Source organism: Sphingobium sp. R-21 (assembly GCF_049913335.1).
In the GTDB taxonomy this organism is placed as follows: Bacteria; Pseudomonadota; Alphaproteobacteria; order Sphingomonadales; family Sphingomonadaceae; genus Sphingobium.
Map to the genome: position 1 here is coordinate 974,959 of NZ_CP184374.1, position 20,077 is coordinate 995,035.

The 20,077-nt window shown below is 64.1% G+C and carries 18 protein-coding genes; 9 read left to right on the top strand and 9 right to left on the bottom strand.

Translation table 11 applies throughout. From position 1 onward, the window contains the following. The first annotated feature begins 129 nt into the window (after positions 1-129). Entirely contained in the window at positions 130-933 is an 804-nt protein-coding gene (murI, locus tag ACN9MX_RS04545; protein ID WP_363734784.1) for a glutamate racemase, read from the top strand. Between the two features lie 154 nt (positions 934-1,087). Beyond that, a complete protein-coding gene (gene hemA, locus ACN9MX_RS04550) occupies positions 1,088-2,308 on the top strand; it encodes a 5-aminolevulinate synthase (RefSeq protein WP_363734783.1) in 1,221 nt (406 codons plus the stop codon). An 18-nt stretch (positions 2,309-2,326) separates the two neighbouring features. Here hemA and ACN9MX_RS04555 read toward each other — a convergent pair whose 3' ends face one another. Continuing rightward, on the bottom strand, positions 2,327-2,974 hold the full coding sequence (locus ACN9MX_RS04555) for a class I SAM-dependent methyltransferase (protein WP_426387256.1): 648 nt from the start codon (positions 2,972-2,974) through the stop codon (positions 2,327-2,329). After that, the gene (locus tag ACN9MX_RS04560) at positions 2,974-4,191 is read right to left on the bottom strand and encodes a DUF3419 family protein (protein WP_426387257.1); all 1,218 of its coding nucleotides are present in this window, start codon (positions 4,189-4,191) and stop codon (positions 2,974-2,976) included. Before ACN9MX_RS04560 ends, ACN9MX_RS04555 begins: the two co-directional genes overlap by 1 nt. A gap of 132 nt (positions 4,192-4,323) precedes the next feature. Between ACN9MX_RS04560 and ACN9MX_RS04565 the strand changes: the two genes are divergently transcribed. The 7 genes from ACN9MX_RS04565 to ACN9MX_RS04595 all read left to right on the top strand — a co-directional run bounded on the left by ACN9MX_RS04565 (position 4,324) and on the right by ACN9MX_RS04595 (position 12,003). After that, positions 4,324-5,316: a ligase-associated DNA damage response exonuclease gene (locus ACN9MX_RS04565; RefSeq protein WP_363825771.1), complete on the top strand. Its 993-nt coding sequence runs from the start codon at positions 4,324-4,326 to the stop codon at positions 5,314-5,316. 81 nt (positions 5,317-5,397) lie between these two features. Continuing rightward, positions 5,398-6,981 (top strand): cisplatin damage response ATP-dependent DNA ligase, encoded by a 1,584-nt coding sequence (locus ACN9MX_RS04570; RefSeq protein ID WP_426387258.1) that lies wholly within the window; start codon positions 5,398-5,400, stop codon positions 6,979-6,981. 162 nt (positions 6,982-7,143) lie between these two features. Then, on the top strand, positions 7,144-7,662 hold the full coding sequence (locus ACN9MX_RS04575; protein ID WP_426387259.1) for a DUF1993 domain-containing protein: 519 nt from the start codon (positions 7,144-7,146) through the stop codon (positions 7,660-7,662). Positions 7,663-7,744: 82 nt separating this feature from the next. Then, positions 7,745-8,092 (top strand): GFA family protein, encoded by a 348-nt coding sequence (locus ACN9MX_RS04580; protein ID WP_426387260.1) that lies wholly within the window; start codon positions 7,745-7,747, stop codon positions 8,090-8,092. A gap of 84 nt (positions 8,093-8,176) precedes the next feature. Next, entirely contained in the window at positions 8,177-9,397 is a 1,221-nt protein-coding gene (locus ACN9MX_RS04585; protein ID WP_363734774.1) for a saccharopine dehydrogenase family protein, read from the top strand. Positions 9,398-9,488: 91 nt separating this feature from the next. Continuing rightward, the gene (locus ACN9MX_RS04590) at positions 9,489-10,661 is read left to right on the top strand and encodes a carboxynorspermidine decarboxylase (protein ID WP_426387261.1); all 1,173 of its coding nucleotides are present in this window, start codon (positions 9,489-9,491) and stop codon (positions 10,659-10,661) included. A gap of 148 nt (positions 10,662-10,809) precedes the next feature. After that, a complete protein-coding gene (locus ACN9MX_RS04595) occupies positions 10,810-12,003 on the top strand; it encodes a type III PLP-dependent enzyme (protein ID WP_363734772.1) in 1,194 nt (397 codons plus the stop codon). A gap of 75 nt (positions 12,004-12,078) precedes the next feature. Here the strand turns inward: ACN9MX_RS04595 and ACN9MX_RS04600 are convergent, their stop codons facing one another. Genes ACN9MX_RS04600 through ACN9MX_RS04630 form a run of 7 tightly spaced genes read right to left on the bottom strand, consistent with a single transcriptional unit; the run spans position 12,079 to position 19,947 of the window. Beyond that, positions 12,079-13,284, bottom strand: coding sequence for a class I SAM-dependent RNA methyltransferase (locus tag ACN9MX_RS04600; RefSeq protein WP_426387262.1), 1,206 nt, complete (start codon positions 13,282-13,284; stop codon positions 12,079-12,081). Then, positions 13,281-14,675, bottom strand: a complete 1,395-nt coding sequence (locus ACN9MX_RS04605) for an NAD(P)H-hydrate dehydratase (RefSeq protein ID WP_426387263.1) — start codon at positions 14,673-14,675, stop codon at positions 13,281-13,283. Before ACN9MX_RS04605 ends, ACN9MX_RS04600 begins: the two co-directional genes overlap by 4 nt. Next, a complete protein-coding gene (locus ACN9MX_RS04610) occupies positions 14,675-15,037 on the bottom strand; it encodes a hypothetical protein (protein WP_363734769.1) in 363 nt (120 codons plus the stop codon). Before ACN9MX_RS04610 ends, ACN9MX_RS04605 begins: the two co-directional genes overlap by 1 nt. Before the next feature lie 16 nt (positions 15,038-15,053). Further along, positions 15,054-15,770: an N-formylglutamate amidohydrolase gene (locus tag ACN9MX_RS04615; RefSeq protein ID WP_426387265.1), complete on the bottom strand. Its 717-nt coding sequence runs from the start codon at positions 15,768-15,770 to the stop codon at positions 15,054-15,056. After that, complete coding sequence (locus ACN9MX_RS04620) at positions 15,767-16,666, bottom strand: 4-(cytidine 5'-diphospho)-2-C-methyl-D-erythritol kinase (RefSeq protein WP_363754318.1); 900 nt, start codon at positions 16,664-16,666, stop codon at positions 15,767-15,769. The genes ACN9MX_RS04615 and ACN9MX_RS04620 overlap by 4 nt, the downstream gene beginning before the upstream one ends. Then, the gene (locus ACN9MX_RS04625) at positions 16,653-18,275 is read right to left on the bottom strand and encodes a tetratricopeptide repeat protein (RefSeq protein WP_363735377.1); all 1,623 of its coding nucleotides are present in this window, start codon (positions 18,273-18,275) and stop codon (positions 16,653-16,655) included. The genes ACN9MX_RS04620 and ACN9MX_RS04625 overlap by 14 nt, the downstream gene beginning before the upstream one ends. Before the next feature lie 19 nt (positions 18,276-18,294). After that, entirely contained in the window at positions 18,295-19,947 is a 1,653-nt protein-coding gene (locus tag ACN9MX_RS04630; RefSeq protein ID WP_426387266.1) for a 4Fe-4S dicluster domain-containing protein, read from the bottom strand. Positions 19,948-20,077: the final 130 nt, after the last annotated feature.

Genomic DNA, 20,077 nt, shown 5'->3' on the forward strand with positions numbered 1-20,077 from the left:
GAGGGGCGCCTTGCACACACCGGAACCCGGCCTGGGCAGCCGCCCGATGAAAGGCCGCCCGTTGACAGCCCAGCCGTTGACAGGCCGCCCGTTGACAGGAATGCCGGACGTCGCGACATATCGGGCATAATGACCGTCGCACCCCATGCACCCCTGCTGTTCTTCGATTCCGGCGTCGGCGGGCTTTCCATCCTTGGCCCGGCACGCGCCGCACTGCCCAACGCGCCGGTCGTCTATGCGGCCGACAGTGCAGGCTTCCCCTATGGAACCAAGAGCGAGGCGGAAATCGCCGCCCGCGTTCCCGCCCTGCTGGGCCGGCTGGTGGAACGATACCGCCCGCGACTGGCCGTCATCGCCTGCAACACCGCCTCCACCATCGCGCTGCCGGCGGTGCGCGCGGCGCTCGACATTCCCGTCGTCGGCACGGTGCCGGCGATCAAGCCCGCCGCCCTGCTGTCCCAAAGCCGCGTCTTCGGCGTGCTTGGCACGGACGCCACGGTGCGCCAGCCCTATGTCGACCGGCTCGCGGCCGAACATGGCGCCGATTGCACGGTCCTGCGCCATGGGTCGGCCGCGCTGGTCCAGCTTGCCGAGGCGAAATTGCGCGGCGAACCGCTCGATCCTGCCATAGCGCGCGACGCGCTGGCCGGCCTGCTCGATCAGCCCGGCGGCGACAGGATGGACATAGTGGTCCTCGCCTGCACGCATTTTCCGCTGGTAGAGGCCGAACTGGCCGCCGCATCGCCGCGCCCGCTCCGCTTCGTGCATGGGGGTGAGGGCATTGCGCGCCGCATCGCCTACCTGACAGTGGGGCAGGAATGGCCGTCCGCCCCGTCCCCCGGAACAGCGCTGTTCACGCGGCTGGACCAGGGCGTCGAACCTCTGCGCGCCGCGCTTGCCGGCTATGGGCTGCAGCGGATGGAGGGCCTTTGAAACGGGTGGACCTTTGGTCCAATCGCAAGCCTTTCTATCAGTGTGATAGGTAATTCTCCCTAAGGCTGCGAACGTTTATCACTGGTAATGGGCGGACACAGCAGGTAAATGCCCCTCGAAAGAGGGGAAGCGGGAATAGGGACTGGGCTTTCAGGTGAACTACAAGCACATCTTCACGCAGGCGATCGACCGGCTGCATAGCGAAGGCCGTTATCGCGTTTTCATCGACATCCTGCGCAACAAGGGCGCCTTCCCCAACGCCCGCTGCTTCCACGGCCATAATGGGCCAAAGCCCATCACCGTCTGGTGTTCCAACGACTATCTCGCCATGGGCCAGCATCCCAAGGTCGTCGCCGCGATGGAAGAGGCGCTGCACGATGTCGGCGCAGGCTCCGGCGGCACCCGCAATATCGGCGGCAACACCCATTATCATGTGGATCTGGAGGCGGAACTCGCCGACCTGCACGGCAAGGAAGGCGCGCTGCTGTTCACTTCGGGCTATGTCTCGAATGAAGCGACGCTCTCTACCCTCGCCCGGATCCTGCCCGGCTGCATCATCTTCTCCGACGAACTGAACCACGCCTCGATGATCGCGGGCATCCGCAATTCGGGCTGCGAAAAGCGCGTCTTCCGCCATAATGACGTCGACCATCTGCGCGAACTTCTCGCCGCCGAAGATCCCGACGTGCCCAAGCTGATTGCCTTTGAAAGCGTCTATTCGATGGACGGCGACGTCGCCCCGATAGCGGCGATCTGCGACCTGGCGGACGAATTCAACGCGCTCACCTATCTGGACGAGGTTCATGCAGTCGGCATGTACGGCCCGCGCGGCGGCGGCATTTCAGAACGCGATGATGTCGCACATCGTCTGACCATCATCGAAGGCACGCTGGGCAAGGCGTTCGGCGTCATGGGCGGCTATATCGCCGCCGACCAGATGATCGTGGACGTGATCCGCAGCTATGCGCCGGGCTTCATCTTCACCACCTCCCTCTCCCCGGTACTCGTGGCCGGCGTGCTGGCCAGCGTGCGCCACCTCAAGCAGTCGAGCGAGGAACGCGAAGGCCAGCAGGCGTCCGCCGCGACCCTGAAGCGCCTGATGGCCGAAGCCGGCCTGCCGGTCATGCCATCGGTGACGCACATCGTCCCGCTGATGGTGGGCGATCCGGTCAAGGCGAAGCGGATCAGCGACATTTTGCTCGCGGAATATGGCGCCTATGTGCAGCCGATCAATTACCCCACCGTGCCGCGCGGCACGGAACGCCTGCGCTTCACGCCGGGACCGGCGCACAGCGAAGCGATGATGCGCGAACTGGTCGATGCCCTGGTGGAAATCTGGGATCGTCTGGAACTGGAATTCAGGAAGGCGGCCTGAACGGTCGCCTTCCAAGATTCACAGCCGGATCAACCCGCCCCTGACCGCATAGCCCCGATACAGGCTCCGGCTATGCGGAAAGCCGCCCAGGTCCGCCGCCACTCTTCCGATCGCCTGCCCCAGTCCCGCCCGCGGCGACACATGGAATCGGGCGAGCCATCCGAACAGGGCCCGCCTCCAGAAGCCCGGCAGACCATCCTGTTGCCCGAAATCGACAAACTCCAGCTTGCCGCCCGGCGCCACGCACCCTGCGGCCTGCCGCAAAGCGCTTTCCCAATCCGGTATCATCGACAGCGCATAGCTGATGAACACCCGCTCGAACCGCTCCCGCCCGAACAGCGCCCCTGCATCGAAAGCGCAGGCATCGCCCCGCGCCAGCACGACGCGATCCGCCAGCCCCGCCTTCATCACGGCCTTCCGCGCCGTCTTCAGCATCGCTTCGGATATGTCGACCCCGTAAAGCCGCGCTTCCGGCCAGGCCTTGCCCACGGCGATCAGGTTGCGCCCGGTGCCGCAACCAATCTCCAGCACCGCCCCACCGGTCGGCGGGGTCAGATCGGCAATCAGACCATCGCGCCCCAGCAGGTAGAATTTGCGGGAAAGGTCATAAATATGCCGCTGGCGCCGATAGACGCTGTCCATCAGCCCCCCATGCCCGCCCGTCATCACGCGTCGCCCAGCACATAGAGGTGGACGCCGCCATAGATGGCCGAACGATCCCGCGCCGTATAGTCGCGTGATTCCCCGGCCCGATAGACCCAGCGCGCCAGCAGCGCGTCATCGACCCGGCCCGGCAGGATGCTCGGCTCGCCCGCCGTCCGGAACAGCACCCGCGCACCGGGCCTGGCCGTCCGCGTGATCTGCGCCCAGAGCGCATTCAACTGCGCATCATCCATCCAGTCCTGCGCGTCGAGCAGGATGTAGCGATCCGCCGACCCGGCTTGTTGCGACGCCAGGAAGTCGGTGAAATTCCCATGCCGGACGTCCGCCCGCCCGGCGCGCTCCACCACGGCTGCATGGTTCGCCGCCTGCAAATAGGGCGGCAAGGGGCCAGTCCCGCCGGCATAACCGCGTCCAAAGGCCTGCACCGCAAAATAATTGTCCTTGAGGTCGAAACCGCAGGCCAGCTTCTCCAGCCGCGCCTTCAGCACGCTGTCCATCCGCTCGTCCCCGGCCAGCGCCTCATATTGCGCGGGCGGAATGCCAAGGCCGAAGAGCGAAGCAGGCTGGCTCGTCAGCCACCGCATGAACGCGCTGTCGAACACCGGCGCCAATTCTGTTTCGAAGATCGCCCGCTGCTCCTCGCGCGACTTCGCGTCCAGCATCCGGCGCGGATCGACGCCATGCAACCGCGCCAGCAGATGTGCTGCACCGATGAAGCGCCCGAGCAGCCCATGCCGGTAGATCCCCCGCGCAAAGCCGCCGATCCGCCGCCGCCCGATGAAATCCCGCCCTTCCCAGTAGCGCCGCGTCGCATCGTCCAGCACAGGCGCGACGAAGGCGCGATAAGCCGCCACATTCTCCTTGCTGTCCGCCCTGGCGAAGAAGCGATGGAACGCCTCATGGTCGGGCAGCGCCTGCGCCGCCGCCAGCTTCAACCGGTTGAGCGCGATATGCGCGGTGTTAAGGTCGACCGCGGTGATCCTCGCGGGATTGGCCGTCAGATAGCTCAGGACATTGCACCCGCCCGAAGCGATGGTGACGACATGGCTGTCCGGCCCGATCGCCAGCGCTTCCATGTCGACCTGCGGATCTTCCCAGATCTGCGCGTAGACAAGGCCCCGGAAGGCGAAGGTGAAGGCCCGCTCCAACAACCCCTGCCTTGACAGATGCCGATGCCGGTGCACCGCGCGGATTACATTCTGGTGAGCCGTAGATGCCATGTGCCGCGCCTCCTCGCCATCGGTCGTCCCGGCGCGCTTAGGGCAATGGCATGTCGTCCCCGTGACGATCCGGTTACGACAATATGAAGCCCTTGCGGAACCAAGCGGCGCGTTCCACCTTCTTCCTCAGCAATGCCTCACTGGATCGAACCACACCCCACCGGCATCTATGTCCGCCCCGCGGATGCCTGGATCGATCCTTCCGTCCCGCAGGAACGCGCACTCGTCACCCATGGCCATGCCGATCATGCGCGCGGCGGGCACGGCCATGTCTGGGCGACGCGGGAAACCCTGGCGATCATGGCCCTGCGCTACGGCACTGCATCGGGCACGGCGGTCTCCTATGGCGAAGAGATCCGCATGAACGGGGTCACGATCAGCTATGTGCCCGCCGGCCATGTGCTGGGTTCGGCGCAGATCCTGTTGTCCCATGCGGGCGAACGCATCGTCGTCACCGGCGATTACAAGCGCCGCCCCGATCCCACCTGCAAGGCGTTCGAACCCGTGCCCTGCGACATCTTCGTCACCGAAGCGACATTCGGCCTTCCCGTCTTCCGCCATCCCGATACGGGCAGCGAGGTCGACCGGCTGCTTGCGGCCCTGCACGCCAATCCGGAACGCTGCATCCTGGTCGGCGCATATGCCCTTGGCAAGGCGCAGCGCCTGATCTGCGAACTGCGCGCCAGGGGGCATCACGACCCGATCCACATCCATGGCGCGCTGGAGCGGATGTGCGCCCTTTACGAACAGTTCGGCGTCCCCCTGGGCGATCTCCGCCCGGCAACCGGCCTCCCCGCCGGAGAAATGCGCGGCCGCATCATCCTGTCACCACCCTCCGCCCTCAATGACCGCTGGAGCCGCCGCCTGCCCGACCCCATCACCGCCATGGCGTCAGGCTGGATGCGCGTCCGCCAGCGCGCCCGGCAGCGCAATGTGGAATTGCCGCTGGTGATTTCCGACCATGCCGACTGGGACGAGTTGACCGACACCATCCGCGAAGTCGCCCCCGCAGAAACCTGGATCACCCATGGCCGGGAGGAAGCCCTGCTCCATTGGTGCATGACCCACCAGATGCGCGCCCGCGCCCTCGCGCTGGTCGGCCGCGAAGATGAGGATGAGGGGTGATGCGCCCGGCGATCTCCTCCTCTGGACTGCCCCCTTCGACGCCATCGCCAATCTTCCAGAGAAAGGTGCGCGGCTGGTGAGATGAGACAATTTTCCCAACTCCTCGACGGCCTCGTCTACACCCGCTCCCGCAACGGCAAGCTGAACCTGATCGCCAGCTATATGCGCGATGCCCCCGACCCGGACCGTGGCTGGGCGCTCGCCGCCCTCACCGGCAATCTGGACCTGAAAACCGTCAAGGCCTCTACCATAGCGGAAATGACCCGCGCCCGCGTCGATCCGGTGCTGTTCGACATGAGCCGCGACTATGTCGGCGACCTCGCCGAAACCGTGGCCCTCCTCTGGCCCAAGGCGCAGGACCAGCCGCAGGAGGTGGATGACGGCTCCCTCACCCTTTCCGCCATGGTCGACCGCCTCCATGACACCAGCCGGGCCGCCGCGCCCGCGACATTGGCGAAGATGATGGACCATCTCGACGCCCCGGGACGCTTCGCTCTCCTCAAACTGGCGACCGGGGGCCTGCGCGTAGGCATTTCGGCCCGCCTCGCCAAGACCGGCTTCGCCCAGGCCTTCGGCCTGGATGTCGACGATGTGGAAGAATGCTGGCACGCCCTGGCGCCGCCCTATGCCGAACTGTTCGCCTGGGCGGAGGGCCGATCCGATCGCCCCGACCCCGCCGGCACGCCCTTCTTCCGTCCCTTCATGCTCGCCCACCCGCTGGAGGTGGAGAGCGTCGACCTCTCCGACTATGCCGCCGAATGGAAGTGGGACGGCATTCGCGTCCAGATCGTCGGCACGGGCGCGCAGACGCGCCTCTACAGCCGCGCAGGCGACGACATCACGGGCAGTTTCCCCGACATAGCCGAAGCCTTCCACCATCACGCGGTCCTCGACGGCGAACTGCTCGTCAAAGGCGAATTTCAGGGTGGCGAGGCCGCCAGCTTCAACGCGCTCCAGCAACGCCTGGGCCGCAAGGCCGTCACGACGAAGATGATGGAGGACTATCCCGCCTTCGTCCGTCTCTACGACATATTGCTCGACGCCGACGAAGACCTGCGCGCCCTTCCTTGGGCTCAGCGCCGCGCAAGGCTCGAAACCATCGTCCCCCGGCTGCCCCCCCACCGCTTCGACATCTCCGTCCTCATAGAAGCGCAGGATTTCCTCCAGCTAGCCGACATCCGCGCAGGCGCCCGCGACGCCGCCATCGAAGGCGTGATGCTCAAACGCCGCGACAGCCCCTATGTCGCCGGGCGGAAGGCCGCGCTCTGGTATAAATGGAAACGCGATCCCCTGACCGCCGATTGCGTGATGATGTATGCCCAGCGCGGCCACGGTAAACGTTCATCCTTCTATTCGGACTATACCTTTGGCTGCTGGACGGAGGATGGCGAACTGCTGCCGGTTGGGAAGGCCTATAGCGGCTTCACCGACGAGGAGCTGAAATGGCTCGACCGCTTCGTGCGCACCAACACGACAAACCGCTTCGGCCCGGTGCGCGAGGTGGAGAAATCGCTGGTGCTGGAGGTCGCCTTCGACAGCATCCATGAGAGCAAACGCCACAAATCGGGCCTGGCGATGCGCTTCCCCCGCATCGCCCGGATCAGGCGGGACAAGCCTGCGGCGGAAGCGGATACGGTGGCGGGGTTGAGGCGGCTGGTAAGCTGACGCCCCATATCCTTCTCACTCGGCGGGAGAAGGATTGAAGCCTTGCTGAGCGAAGCGAAGTCAGGCGCAGTTGGATGAAAGCGACCAATTGCGGACCTCGGTGAGATGCGCCATCACATAGTCCATCCTGTTTCATGCCTTCCGCAAAGGACGAGATAGACAATGACGCTCTACGATGCCTTCGTGCCGGGTTGCCTTCAACTGTTGAAGTCGGTCCTGGGACTGCTTGAAAAAGCGGAAGCCTATTGCAATGAGCAGGGGCTCCCGGCTGGGCAATTGATCCATGCGAGGCTTGCCCCTGACATGTTCGACTTTGCCTATCAGGTAAAAAGCTGCACGGTCCATTCAATCGGCGCGATCCATGGCGTCCAGCATGGGAATTTTTCGCCGGATACTACGCCGCCGCCCGACAGCTTCGACGGCCTAAAGGCCAGGGTCGGCGAAGCGATGAAGGCGCTTGAGGCGCTCAGCGTCGCCGACTTGGACAAGTTGAGCGACAAACCGACGACATTCACGATCGGGGACAAGCTGCTCTGGAATTTCATAGGAAGGGACTTCTTCATGAGCTTTTCCCAACCCAATTTCTATTTTCACGTGACCACAGCCTATGACATTCTTCGCATGAGCGGCGTCCCGATTGGCAAGCGTGACTATCTGGGGAGCGTTCGTAAGCTCCCATAGTCGAACAGCGACTTTGCCACCCAACTCCGTCATTCCCTTAAACATCTCAACGCCATAAACTCCCCTCAAAAGGAGAGTCCCCATGCCCTACACCGGAAGCTGCCACTGCGGCGCAGTCACCTTCACCGTCGCCGCCGACGCGCCGACCGAAGCCATGACCTGCAACTGCTCCCATTGCAGCCGCAAAGGCTTCGTGCTGACCTTCGTACCCGCCGACCAGTTCACCCTCGACAGCGGCGCGGACAAGCTCACCGACTATCAATTCTACAAGCACAACATCACCCATCAATTCTGCGCCACCTGCGGCACGCAGCCCTTCGCGCTCGGCAAGTCGCCCAATGGCCCGATGCGCGCCATCAACCTGCGCTGCGTGCCGGACGTCGATATCGACGCGCTCAAAATCAAAAAAGTCGACGGCGCCAGCTTCTGAACAGACTGACTTTGCGCTGTCACGCACAGCCCCTATATGGGCGCTTTCGCGCGTCAGGCGCGGCACAGCTATGGAGCAGTTGAATTGAGCAAGGTTCTGGTCATTGGCGCGGGCGGCGTCGGGTCTGTCGCGGTTCACAAGATGGCGATGAACCCTGATATCTTCAGCCACATCACGCTCGCCAGCCGCCGCATCGTCTCTTGCGAAAAGGTCGCCGAATCGGTCAAGGCCCGCACCGGCGTCACCATCGACGTGGCGCAGGTCGACGCTGATAATGTCGAGGAAACCATTGCCCTTATCGAGAAGGTGCAGCCCAGGCTGGTCGTCAACCTCGCTTTGCCCTATCAGGACCTGGCGATCATGGACGCCTGCCTCGCGACCAAGACCGACTATCTCGACACCGCCAACTACGAACCGCGCGACACGCCCAAGTTCGAATATAGCTGGCAATGGGCCTATCAGGAGCGTTTCAAGGAAGCCGGCATCACGGCCCTGCTGGGTTCGGGCTTCGACCCCGGCGTGACCAGCGTCTTTGCGTCCTACATCAAGAAGCATCTGCTCGACCGGATCGACACGCTCGACATTCTCGACTGCAATGGCGGCGACCACGGCCAGCATTTCGCCACCAACTTCAATCCGGAAATCAACATCCGCGAAGTCACCGCGCCGTCGCGCCACTGGGAGGGCGGCAAATGGGTCGAAGGCCCGGCGCTCAAGCACAAGCAGGTCTTCGACTTCGATCAGGTCGGCGAAAAGAACATGTACCTCATGTATCATGAGGAACTGGAAAGCCTCGCCAAACACTATCCCGAAATCAAGCGCATCCGCTTCTGGATGACCTTTGGCGACGCCTATCTGAAGCATCTGGAAGTGCTCCAGAATGTCGGCATGACCCGCATCGATCCCGTGATGTACAACGGTCAGGAGATCATCCCGCTCCAGTTCCTGAAGGCCGTTCTGCCCGAGCCGTCCAGCCTGGGTCCGACCACAAAGGGCAAGACGAACATCGGCGACATCGCCACCGGCTTGAAGGACGGAAGCCAGAAGACGGTCTATGTCTACAATGTCTGCGACCATGAGGACGCCTATGCCGAAACCGGCAACCAGGCGGTCAGCTACACCACCGGCGTCCCGGCGATGATCGGTGCCGCGCTGATGCTCACCGGCGCGTGGAAGGCCCCGCAATCCGAAGGTGGCGGCGTGTTCAACATCGAACAGTTCGATCCCGATCCCTTCATGGACATGCTGAACGCGCACGGCCTGCCCTGGCAGGTGAAGGAACTGGCCGCGCCGCTGGACTTTTAAATCAACATGCTCCTGCGAAGGCAGGAGCCCAGTCCCGCCGTCTGAACTGGGTTCCTGCCTGCGCAGGAACACGGCATCGAATGGAACGTAGATGGAAACCAAAGCCGGCGATCCCGCCGCCTTCGCCCATTTCGACCTGCACCGCGTCCCTTCGCCCGCCTTCGTGGTGGACGAGGCTGCGGTGCGCCGCAACCTCTCGGTCCTGCGCGACATTCGCGACCGCGCAGGCATCAGGGTGCTGGGCGCGCTCAAGGCCTTTTCCATGTGGTCGCTTGGGTCCGTGATCGGCGAATATCTCGACGGCGTCTGCGCCTCCGGCATTTATGAAGCGCGCCTGGGCCGGGAAGAATATCGCGGCGAAGTCGCCACTTACTGCGCTGCCTACAAACCCGAAGATCTGGCCGAAATCCTCCGCATTTCGGACCATGTCATCTTCAACAGCCCCGGCCAGATCGCACGCCTGCGCCCGATCATCGACGATGCTCGAATGAACGGTGTGAACTTCGACATCGGCCTGCGCCTCAACCCCCTCCATGCGGAGGGCGAGGTGCCCAAATATGACCCGTCCCAACCCCATAGCCGCCTCGGCTTTCCCATCGACCAACTGCGTGCCGAACATCTGGTGGGCGTCGACGGACTTCATGTCCACAATCTGTGCGAGCAGGATTTTCTGCCGCTCCAGCGTACCTGGGCCGCCATCGAATCGCGCATCATGCCCCATGTCGGCGGCCTCAAATGGCTGAACTTCGGCGGCGGGCACCATGTGACGCGCGCCGATTACCAGATCGACGAACTGATCGCCTTCCTCCAGGCGACAAAGGCCCGAACCGGCCTTGAACTCTATATCGAGCCTGGCGAGGCGATGGCGCTGGACGCGGGCATATTGGTCGGTGAAATCCTCGACGTGATCGACAACGGCATGCCCGTCGCGATCACGGACATCTCCGCCACCTGCCACATGCCCGACGTGATCGAGGCGCCCTACCGCCCGGCCATGCTGCATGAGCAATCCGATGGGCCCGTCACGCGACTCGGCGGTCCATCCTGCCTCGCCGGGGACATCATCGGCGACTATCGCGTGCCCAGCGGCGCGACTCCGGGACGACGGATCGCCTTCCTCGATCAGGCCCATTATTCCATGGTAAAGACCAACACATTCAATGGCGTGCCGTTGCCCGCCATCTGGCTCTGGAACTCCGAAACCGACGAACTCAGGCAAATCCGGCAGTTTTCCTACCAGGATTTCAAGTCCCGTCTCTCCTGACGCACATCTCATAGCCGCCAGCGCAACAAATTTTACACACGCGCTTTACAGCGGGACCCCTGCCGCATATATCGCCCTTCCGCTGCCCCATGGGACTTCCACCGCAAGGCAGCTTCTTTGCCAACGACTACACTGGAGGTCCCTTGAGTTGCACAAGCATCATAGCGCGCTGGGGGTAGCGACCGCCCTCAAACCGGCAGCACCGGTAACGCTGATTCGTCCCCAGGCTGCGGCCCGGGCCGCCCGCTTCTTCTCTGAGAAGTTTCCGGGACGCTCGCTCTATGCGGTCAAGGCGAATCCGTCTCCTGATCTGATCCGCACTCTCTTCGCTTCGGGCATCACGCATTTCGACGTGGCGTCCATCGCGGAGGTGCGCCTGGTGGCGGAGACGCTGCAAGGCGAAGGCAAGCTGTGCTTCATGCACCCAGTGAAGGCAGAGGAAGCGATTGCGGAGGCATACCACGTCCATGGCGTGCGCACCTTCTCGCTCGACACGCTGGACGAGCTGGCGAAGATCATGCGCGCCACGAACGATGCGACCGATCTTGAGCTGTGCGTGCGGCTGCGCGTTTCTTCCGAACATTCCGAACTCAGCCTTGCGTCGAAATTCGGCGCCGAGCTGGGCGAGACCCGCGAACTACTGTTGGCGACGCGTCAGGCGGCCGATGCGCTGGGCATCTGCTTCCATGTCGGCAGCCAGGCGATGAGCCCGCAGGCCTATAGCGACGCCATAGAGCGCGTGCGCGCCGCCATTGTCGATGCGGCGGTCACGGTCGACATCATCGATGTCGGCGGCGGTTTCCCGTCCATCTATCCGGGCATGGAGCCGGTCGCGCTCGAAAATTATTTCGACGCGATCCACCGCGGGTTCGAAAGCCTGCCGATCAGCTATTCGGCCGAACTGTGGTGCGAACCCGGCCGCGCCCTGTCCGCCGAATACAGCTCGGTCGTCGTGCGCGTCGAACGGCGTCGGGGCAACGAACTCTATATCAATGACGGTGCCTATGGCGCCCTGTTCGACGCGGCTCATATCGGCTGGCGCTTCCCGGTGGCCTTGCTGCGTGGGGAAGAGAGCGAGGCGGAGTTGACCGGCTTCTCCTTCTATGGTCCCACCTGCGACGATATGGACCATATGGTCGGCCCCTTCATGCTACCGGACGACGTGCAGGCGGGCGATTATATAGAGATCGGCATGCTCGGCGCCTATGGCGCTGCGATGCGCACCGGCTTCAACGGCTTCACGTCGGAAGCGGTCGTCGAAGTGGAGGATGAGCCGATGGCCAGCCTCTATGTCGATGCGGTTCCGGCCCGTCGTCGCGCAACTGTCATCAAGCTCGGGTAGAGGCGAAGGCCTCCCCCTAAAGGAGAGGATGCAAGGCCCCTCGCCGCACTCCCCCGCGGCGAGGGGCTAATGCTTTCAGCGCCGGAAGATGCCGACCAGCTCCACATGAGTGGACCAGCGGAACTGCCCCACCGGACGCACTCTTTCCAGTCGGTAGCCGCCCGCAACCAGATGCGCCGCATCCCGCGCGAAACTGGCAGGATTGCAGGAGATATAGGCGATGACCGGCACGCGCGACGCGGCAAGCTGCATCACCTGTTCCCTGGCGCCAGCGCGCGGCGGATCGATGACGACCCCGGCAAAGCGGTCGATCTCCGCAGTCGTCAACGGCCGCCTGAACAGATCGCGATGATCGGCCACCATCCGGCGCTGCGCACGATTTGCCGCCGATTTGAGGGAGAGGACAAGGTCGCGCGCAGCCTCCGCCGCATAGACCGGGCGCCCGTCCCCCAATGCCAGGGCGAATGTGCCAAGGCCACAGAAGAGGTCGGCAATGGCTCCCTCCGCCGGCATGGCTGCCCCCGCTTCCTGCGCAAGCGCAGCCTCACCATCAGGTGTTGCCTGAAGAAAGGCGAAAGGCGGAAAGGCGACCGGCACGCCGCCAAAGCTGACCGTGACCGAATCCGGCTCCCATCGGGTCTGCGGCCCGTCCCCCTCATCGATGGTCACGCGAGCGAGTCGATGGTTCTGCGCAAAGGCCAGAAGCGCCTCATCGGCGGCAAGCCCTTCAATCCGCACGCCTTCCAGCAAAAGGTCGACGCCCTGATCGGTCAGCGACATCCGCACATGTGCGGCCTGCTTTTCCGGCAGGATGACTGCGCACAGATTCTTCAGCGGCCCCGTCAGCGCGAACAGCCGGGGATCAAGGACTTCGCACATCGTGAGGTCGATCAACCTGTGACTGCCCGATTCAGCAAAGCCGACGACGACCTTGCGTCCCTGTCTGCTCGCCCGCAGCGATGCGCGGCGGCGAACCTTCGGCGGGGAGATATGCGGCGGCAGGAGCAGGTCGGCTGTCACGCCCTGTCCCGCCAGGGCTCCCGTAACGCGCGCGGTCACGAACTCCGCGTAGCTTGCATCGTCAATATGCTGCAACTCGCATCCGCCACAGGCCGGAAAGTGCACGCATGGCGCGTCGACATGATGCGGCCCTCGCAGCACGCGGCCATCCTCCGCTATCCGGTCGCCCGGCGCAGCAAGCGGAACATGGCGGCCATGGGCGGTCACGCCATCGCCCTTGGCGGCGACGCGGACGATGATTTCGGTATCAGGATCGGTCACAGGCGGGATGCGATAGCCGCTGGCAGTTCCACAAGCAAATCGTCCGCGATGAAGGCCGCTCCCGCCCGCCTTGCCGCCTCACCATGCAGCCACAGCGCTTCGCACGCCGCCCGGAATCCGTCTCCCGTGACGGCGAGCCGAGCGGCGACCAGTCCCGCCAGAACGTCTCCCGTCCCCGCCGTCGATAGCCAGGAGGAACCCGGTGGCGAAAGAACGGCGCGACCGTCGGGCGCTGCGATGACACTATCGCTGCCCTTGTAGATCAACGTGGAGCGCGCCCGCTTCGCCGCCGCCAACGCGCGCTCCACCTTGCTGCCCGGCAAGTCGCCGAACAGGCGGACAAATTCCCCCTCATGGGGTGTCAGGATCGAATTCGGCGGGATGGCGTCCAACCCCTGTTCCGCGAGCAGGACCAATGCGTCGGCATCCAGAATGAGGGGATGCCCAGCGGCAAGTGCTGCCTTCAACCGATCGGCAGCCACGCTCCCGCGCCCCAGCCCCGGCCCTGCCAGGACGGCCCTGAACCGGCCGTCATCCAGAGCATTCGCCACATCGTCCGCCTCACGGGTATGCTGTGCGATGATGGCGGCCGGACCGCCATGGGCCACTTCCTGAACCAAGTGACGGACCATGCCCGCCCCCGCGCGCGCAGCCGCCTCGCTCGCGAGCAGTCCTGCGCCGGCCATTTCGCCGCCGACAATTGCCACCAGCCCACGGCTATATTTATGCGCGGCAGCGCCCGGCGGATCCAGTTGCGGCCGCGCCAGCCGGTGCATCTTCGCACCGGAGACGTCGATGCCGATGTCAGCGCAGACCAGCCGCCGCCAGCATCCGGCCGCCGGCTGCAACAGATGCGCGGGCTTGAGCGCACCCAGTGCGATACAGACCCCCATGACGGGTACATGGGACAGAAGTGCGCCGCCATCCGTCTCCACGCCGCTCGGCAGGTCCACGGCATAGCTGAAGCTCGCCTGATCGGTTAGGGCGCACAGTGTCGTCGCGACCTTCGCGTCCAATCCACGCGACAGGCCTGTCCCGAATAATGCGTCCACGATCTGCGTCGCCGGCGCGGCATCAACCAAGGCTTCAACGGGACCACCCCATGCCGTGCGCGCCTTCATGCCCGATTCCGTCCGGCTTTCGCCAAGAGCAGCAACGCGCACCGGCACGCCACGCGCCCGAAGGAGTCGCGCGATCACGAACCCGTCGCCACCATTATTGCCGGGACCGCAGAGAACCAGCAGATCGCGTTTGCCACCTGCACGCCAGATAATCTCTGCAGTTGCGGCCCCTGCGCGCTCCATCAGCGTATATTCGGGGACGCCGGCGGCGATGACGGCCTGTTCCGCCTGCCGCATCTCGGCTGCCGTCAGGATCGCATGGCTCTGCATTAACTCTTCCTTTCGGAAAGGCGCGCGGGAAGGCGATAGCGATCCTGTCCGACGCTCAACTCGATCATGCCCTTGCCGACGACCACAATCGCGGCCTGCTCGGCTCCATCCGCGGGCACGACCCCGCGCCCGTCATGGACTATCTGGAAGCGCCGGAAGCCGCCATCCACGTGACGCACGGTCAGCAGATCGCGATCCTGTTCGACCAGGCAATCCTCTGTCCACCCTACGCCTGGACCGATTGCGCAGGAAATCCTTTCCTGTCCTTCGCCAGCCTGTTCCCCAGCCCCTGAACGACGGCCGCATCCGGCCAGCGCCAGGCACAGGAAGAAACTGCCAACTAGGACGCCGGGCCTTGTCATTCCTGCGCGCCGGCCATCAGGCCAAACGCCTGCGGCATTCCAGGACCACGGGCCCCAATATGCCGGCAAATCGCCTTTGCCCCTCAGCATCGCCGACCAGATCCTGTCGCATTTCTATCCCCAGATAGGGAATGCCGTTCCCCTCCGCATGGCGGTTCATCGTGGCATTCAGCACCTTGCCCGAATAGGGCAACTGATCCCCTACCTTCAGACCCGCCTCCTCCAGCATGGGAATGGCGATCCGCGCTGCCCTGCCGTCCTGGTTATAGAGGACGCCGATATCCCAGGGGCGCTTCTGGCTCGGATCGCTGGCAAGGCCGGGCGTGAAACTGTGGACCGACAGGATGAACGGCGAAGCCATGCCGTCGAGCAGCCGCGCCACATGATGGTGATAGGGATGATGGAAGCGTATCATCCGTTCGGCCAGGTCGGCATGACGGTTTCCCGGAATGACGTGGCCGTCGCTCATGACGGGCAGCAGGCCGGGCGCATCCTCTTCCCGATTAAGGTCGATGACGAGGCGCGAAACGCCACCCAGCACCGCCCTGCAGCCCAATTCCCTCGCCAGCAGCGCGCTGACCTCCGCCACGCCGATGTCGATCGCGATATGATCTCTCAGCAAGGCGGCATCAATTCCCAGATCGATGTCCGTTGGGACGTGAGCCGACGCATGATCAGCAATGATCAGGATGTTGAGGTCGCCGCCGTCGATCTGTGTGAAGGCCTCGCTCATGCCGCCCTGATCCTTGTCTCCGCAATCCACCATCCGCTTTGAGCGGCACGCAGGGCGGTCGCCGCCTCCGCCATCCGCCGATCCGTATCGAACAGGGCAAAACATGTCGCGCCCGATCCGGACATCCGGGCAAGGCGCAATCCGGCGCAGGCACCCAGCGCCGCCAGCACATCCGCGATGACCGGCTCCATGGCAATGGCAGGCTGCTCCAGATCATTGCGTCCCTCGCTCACAAGCTGCTCCAGCCCCATTGCCTCAAGCGGTCCTCGATCACGCTGATCCCAGCGACCGAAGACCTGCGCGGTCGACAGGGCGACGCCGGGATTGACGAGCAGGATCGGCATCGCGGAGAGGTTTTCGACGGCTTGCGGTTGCAATATCTCGCCCCTTCCGCGCACCATTTGCGGGATGCTGCCGATACATGCTGGTACATCCGACCCAAGGGACAAGGCGATGCGCTCCAGGACCTCCGGCGGCATGGGAGCGTTCCAGAGCCGCGTCAGCAACCGCAGTGTAGCCGCGGCATCGGCCGAACCTCCGCCAATTCCCGATGCGACGGGCAAAATCTTGGTCAATTTCAGATCAGCGCCAAGATCTTCCCCCAGATGCGCCTGCAACGCGCGGGCGGCGCGGATCACCAGATTATCCGGGCCGGCATCCAGCAGCGATCCAAAGGGTCCGTCTATTTCAAGGCTGACTTGACCATCGGCGCGTATGCGGCCGGTCAGCCGGTCACCCAATTCGGTGAAGACGAACAGGCTTTCCAGCGCATGATAACCGTCTGCCCGTTTCCCGCGGACATGCAGCGCCAGATTGATCTTGGCGAATGCGGTTTCAACCAGTTCGCCGGCCTCAAACGGGCAGCCGGCAAAATTTTCCGCTTCAGCGTGCGGCATATTCGGGCTTCATCCCCTCTCTCGTCTTGGCAGCCAGGCGCCGCGCCGTCTCTCCCTCAGCGAAGATGGCTGCCGCGCGCCAGGCATAGCGGGCCTCATATCGGCGTCCCGCGGCCCAAAGCGCATCACCCAGATGTTCGTTGATGGTAGCGTCCGACGGCGCTCCGGCCGCTGCCCGCTCCAGAACTGGCACCGCGGCATCGATGTCACCCGTCACGAACTGCGCCCAGCCCAGGGAATCAGTGATCGATGCATCCTCCGGCTTCAGCGCGCTCGCTTTCTTCAGCAGCGCCAGCGCCGCGTCCATATTCTGCCGCCGCTCGATCTGCGCATAGCCCAGATAGTTGAGCACAGCGGGTTCATCGGGCGCCAATCTCGCGGCCCGCTCCAGCACGGCACGCGCCTCGTCCCAGCGCGCGCCCTGTTCCAGCGCGCTGCCTTCGAACAACAGCAGCGTCCAGGGAACGGCGTCGTTCGAATAGCCGGCCTGCGCCGTGCGGAAGGCCTCTGCGGCCGCCCGGTAGTCCTTTTCCTGCATCAGCAACTGACCCAACCGAACGTGGCGCTCCGGCTCCGCATGGGGCACGGCCGCCAGTTTGCGAGCAAGCGCTATCGCCTCCGGCCGCTGGCCCGCCGCCGCCAACGCCTCGACCAGTTCAGCCTGGGCCAGCGCACCATACCAGCCGGCACCGGGAACCATCCGGGCTTCCTCGACGGCATAGGCCACATAGCCGCCGCGGCTCAGCAGATCTGCGGCGACGATGCGCGGCGCAGCCCCGTTGGGATCGGCAAAGGCGGCGATTCGCGCAAGCCTGATCCCCAGCGACCCCGTACTGCCATCCGAGGATATATCGGCAGCTAACCGGGCAAGCAGCCGGGCAAAACCCTGCCCCGCCGTCAGCGCCCTGCCATAGGGCGAGAGAGCCCTGCCGCTGGCGATGTCGTCGCGCGCCCGCGTGAAATTGGCCTGGGTTTCAGGCAGAAGCGCAAGCGCCTCCGCCTTCGCGCCTCGCGCCGCCAACTGCCCGGCGAAAAGCAGCCGCATTTCGTCCGTGTCCGCAGTCCGAAGCGCGAGGGCCCGATTGATCGCCGGCTGGGCGGCCTGAAGATCGCCCCTGCCCAGGGCCTGCAGCGCCAGATGCTCGCCCAGATAACGCCTTGCCAGCGAAGCGAAGCGGTCATCAGGATCGATGACAGGCGCGGCATAACGCCCTTCCCCCACCGAAATCCAACTGCGCATGATCGGCGCGAGAAAGGCGAAATTGCCCTCCGCAACCATATGGTCGACCAACAGACGGGCGCCTGGCCAATCCTTGCGGTTCAGCGCGTCCGCAATCCGAAGCAGGGTGCCGTCGCGAGGGAGAATGCCCTCGCTCTCCAGCACGGCGGCGGAACGCAGCGCCAGCGCCATGTCGCCGCTTATCACCGCCTGGAAATAGGAGCGCCTTGCGACCTCCAGGCTGGCCGGGTCACTGGCCAGCGCCTGCCGATAGCTCTTGAGCGCAAGGCCGGGAGCGCCATCCTCATCGGCCAGCCGCCCCCGCATATAGGCATGCAATGCGCTGCCGGGATCCACCGATGCACCCGCCGCGGCGGGCAGCACCAGCATCATCGAAGCAAACAGACGCCTACATATTCGGATAGTTCGGCCCTCCACCGCCCTCTGGCACGACCCAGTTGATGTTCTGGGTCGGATCCTTGATATCGCAGGTCTTGCAGTGAACGCAATTCTGCGCGTTGATCTGGAAGCGCGGATTACCCTCGTCCACCCCGACCACTTCATAGACGCCCGCGGGACAATAGCGTTGCGCCGGTTCGTCATAAAGGGGCAGGTTGTAGGAAATCGGAATCGCCGGATCCTTGAGCTGCAGATGAACCGGCTGATCCTCCTCATGATTGGTGTTCGACAGGAACACCGACGACAGCCGGTCGAAGCTGATCACCCCATCGGGCTTGGGATAGTCTATCTTCATCGACGCATCCTTGCGCCAAAGCTTCTCGGCATCGGGCTTGTGCTTCATCGTAAAGGGCAGGCCGATCTTCAGCGTACGCATCCACATGTCGATGCCCGCCAGCGCGGTACCGATGGTGTTGCCGAACTTCGACAGCAAAGGCTCGGCGTTCTTCACCAGTTGCAGCTCGGTCGCGATCCAGCTCGACCGAAGATTCGCCTCATAATCGTCCAGCACGTCGCTCGACCGCTCACCCTGAATAGCAGCGAACGCCGCTTCGGCCGCCAGCATGCCCGACTTCATCGCGGTGTGCGTGCCCTTGATGCGAGGGACGTTGACGAAGCCTGCCGAACAACCGATCAGCGCGCCGCCCGGGAAGGCGAGCTTGGGAATAGACTGCCAACCGCCCTCGTTGATCGCCCGCGCGCCATAGGAGACGCGACGGCCGCCCTCCAGATATTTGCGGATTTCCGGATGCTGCTTCCAGCGCTGGAATTCCTCGAAGGGATACAGATAGGGGTTGCGATAGCCAAGGCCCACCACAAAGCCGAGCGCCACCTGCCCATTGGCCTGATGATAGAGGAAGCCGCCCCCATAGGCGTCGGTCAGCGGCCATCCCTGCGTATGGATCACCAGGCCTGGCTTGTGCTTGGCGGGGTCGATGTCCCACAATTCCTTCATTCCCAGGCCATAGACCTGCGGCTCGCTGTCGGCGTCGAGCGCGAACTGGCGCTTCAGGATCTTGGTGAGATGGCCACGCGCGCCTTCCGCAAAGAAGGTGTAGCGCGCATGCAATTCCAACCCAGGCTGATAGTCGGGCTTGCGGTTGCCCTCCCGGTCGACGCCCATGTCGCCGGTCGCCACGCCTTTGACTGACCCGTCCTCATTGTAGAGGATTTCCGCGGCCGCGAAGCCGGGGAAGGTTTCGACGCCCAGCCCCTCGGCCTGTTCGGCCAGCCAGCGGCAGAGATTGCCCAGAGATCCGGTATAGGTGCCCTTGTTGTGCATCCAGCCCGGCGTCATGATGTGCGGCATACTGACCTTGCCGCCCTTGCTGAGGAACCAGTGCTGATTGTCCGTGACCGGCACCTCTGCCATCGGGCAGCCCATGTCGCGCCATTCAGGGAATAGTTCATCCAGCGCCTTGGGATCGACGACCGCGCCCGACAGGATATGGGCGCCGATTTCCGAGCCCTTTTCCAGCACGCATACCGACAGTTCCTGCCCCGCCTCGTTCGCGAGTTGCTTCAGCCTGATGGCCGAAGACAGGCCCGCCGGCCCGCCACCGACGATGACGATGTCATAGGGCATCGAATCCCGTTCGCTCATATTCCCTCCATTCCGTCGACAGCGCCGGCTTTCCTTCCCGATCCGGTCGCCGCGCTACCCAAACGTTTTGCCATTCAGGGCGATGAAGAAACTTGACCACGGCGTCAACCTCTGGCCCAAGACAATCGAT

Coding starts and splice junctions, on each gene's coding strand:
- ACN9MX_RS04565 (WP_363825771.1), top strand. CDS start 4,324: ATGCCTCACTGGATCGAACCACACCCCACCGGCATCTATGTCCGCCCC.
- ACN9MX_RS04580 (WP_426387260.1), top strand. CDS start 7,745: ATGCCCTACACCGGAAGCTGCCACTGCGGCGCAGTCACCTTCACCGTC.
- ACN9MX_RS04560 (WP_426387257.1), bottom strand. CDS start 4,191: ATGGCATCTACGGCTCACCAGAATGTAATCCGCGCGGTGCACCGGCAT.
- ACN9MX_RS04620 (WP_363754318.1), bottom strand. CDS start 16,666: ATGCCGCACGCTGAAGCGGAAAATTTTGCCGGCTGCCCGTTTGAGGCC.
- ACN9MX_RS04570 (WP_426387258.1), top strand. CDS start 5,398: ATGAGACAATTTTCCCAACTCCTCGACGGCCTCGTCTACACCCGCTCC.
- murI (WP_363734784.1), top strand. CDS start 130: ATGACCGTCGCACCCCATGCACCCCTGCTGTTCTTCGATTCCGGCGTC.
- ACN9MX_RS04555 (WP_426387256.1), bottom strand. CDS start 2,974: ATGACGGGCGGGCATGGGGGGCTGATGGACAGCGTCTATCGGCGCCAG.
- ACN9MX_RS04625 (WP_363735377.1), bottom strand. CDS start 18,275: ATGCTGGTGCTGCCCGCCGCGGCGGGTGCATCGGTGGATCCCGGCAGC.
- ACN9MX_RS04605 (WP_426387263.1), bottom strand. CDS start 14,675: ATGCAGAGCCATGCGATCCTGACGGCAGCCGAGATGCGGCAGGCGGAA.
- ACN9MX_RS04590 (WP_426387261.1), top strand. CDS start 9,489: ATGGAAACCAAAGCCGGCGATCCCGCCGCCTTCGCCCATTTCGACCTG.
- ACN9MX_RS04610 (WP_363734769.1), bottom strand. CDS start 15,037: ATGACAAGGCCCGGCGTCCTAGTTGGCAGTTTCTTCCTGTGCCTGGCG.
- ACN9MX_RS04630 (WP_426387266.1), bottom strand. CDS start 19,947: ATGAGCGAACGGGATTCGATGCCCTATGACATCGTCATCGTCGGTGGC.
- ACN9MX_RS04575 (WP_426387259.1), top strand. CDS start 7,144: ATGACGCTCTACGATGCCTTCGTGCCGGGTTGCCTTCAACTGTTGAAG.
- ACN9MX_RS04615 (WP_426387265.1), bottom strand. CDS start 15,770: ATGAGCGAGGCCTTCACACAGATCGACGGCGGCGACCTCAACATCCTG.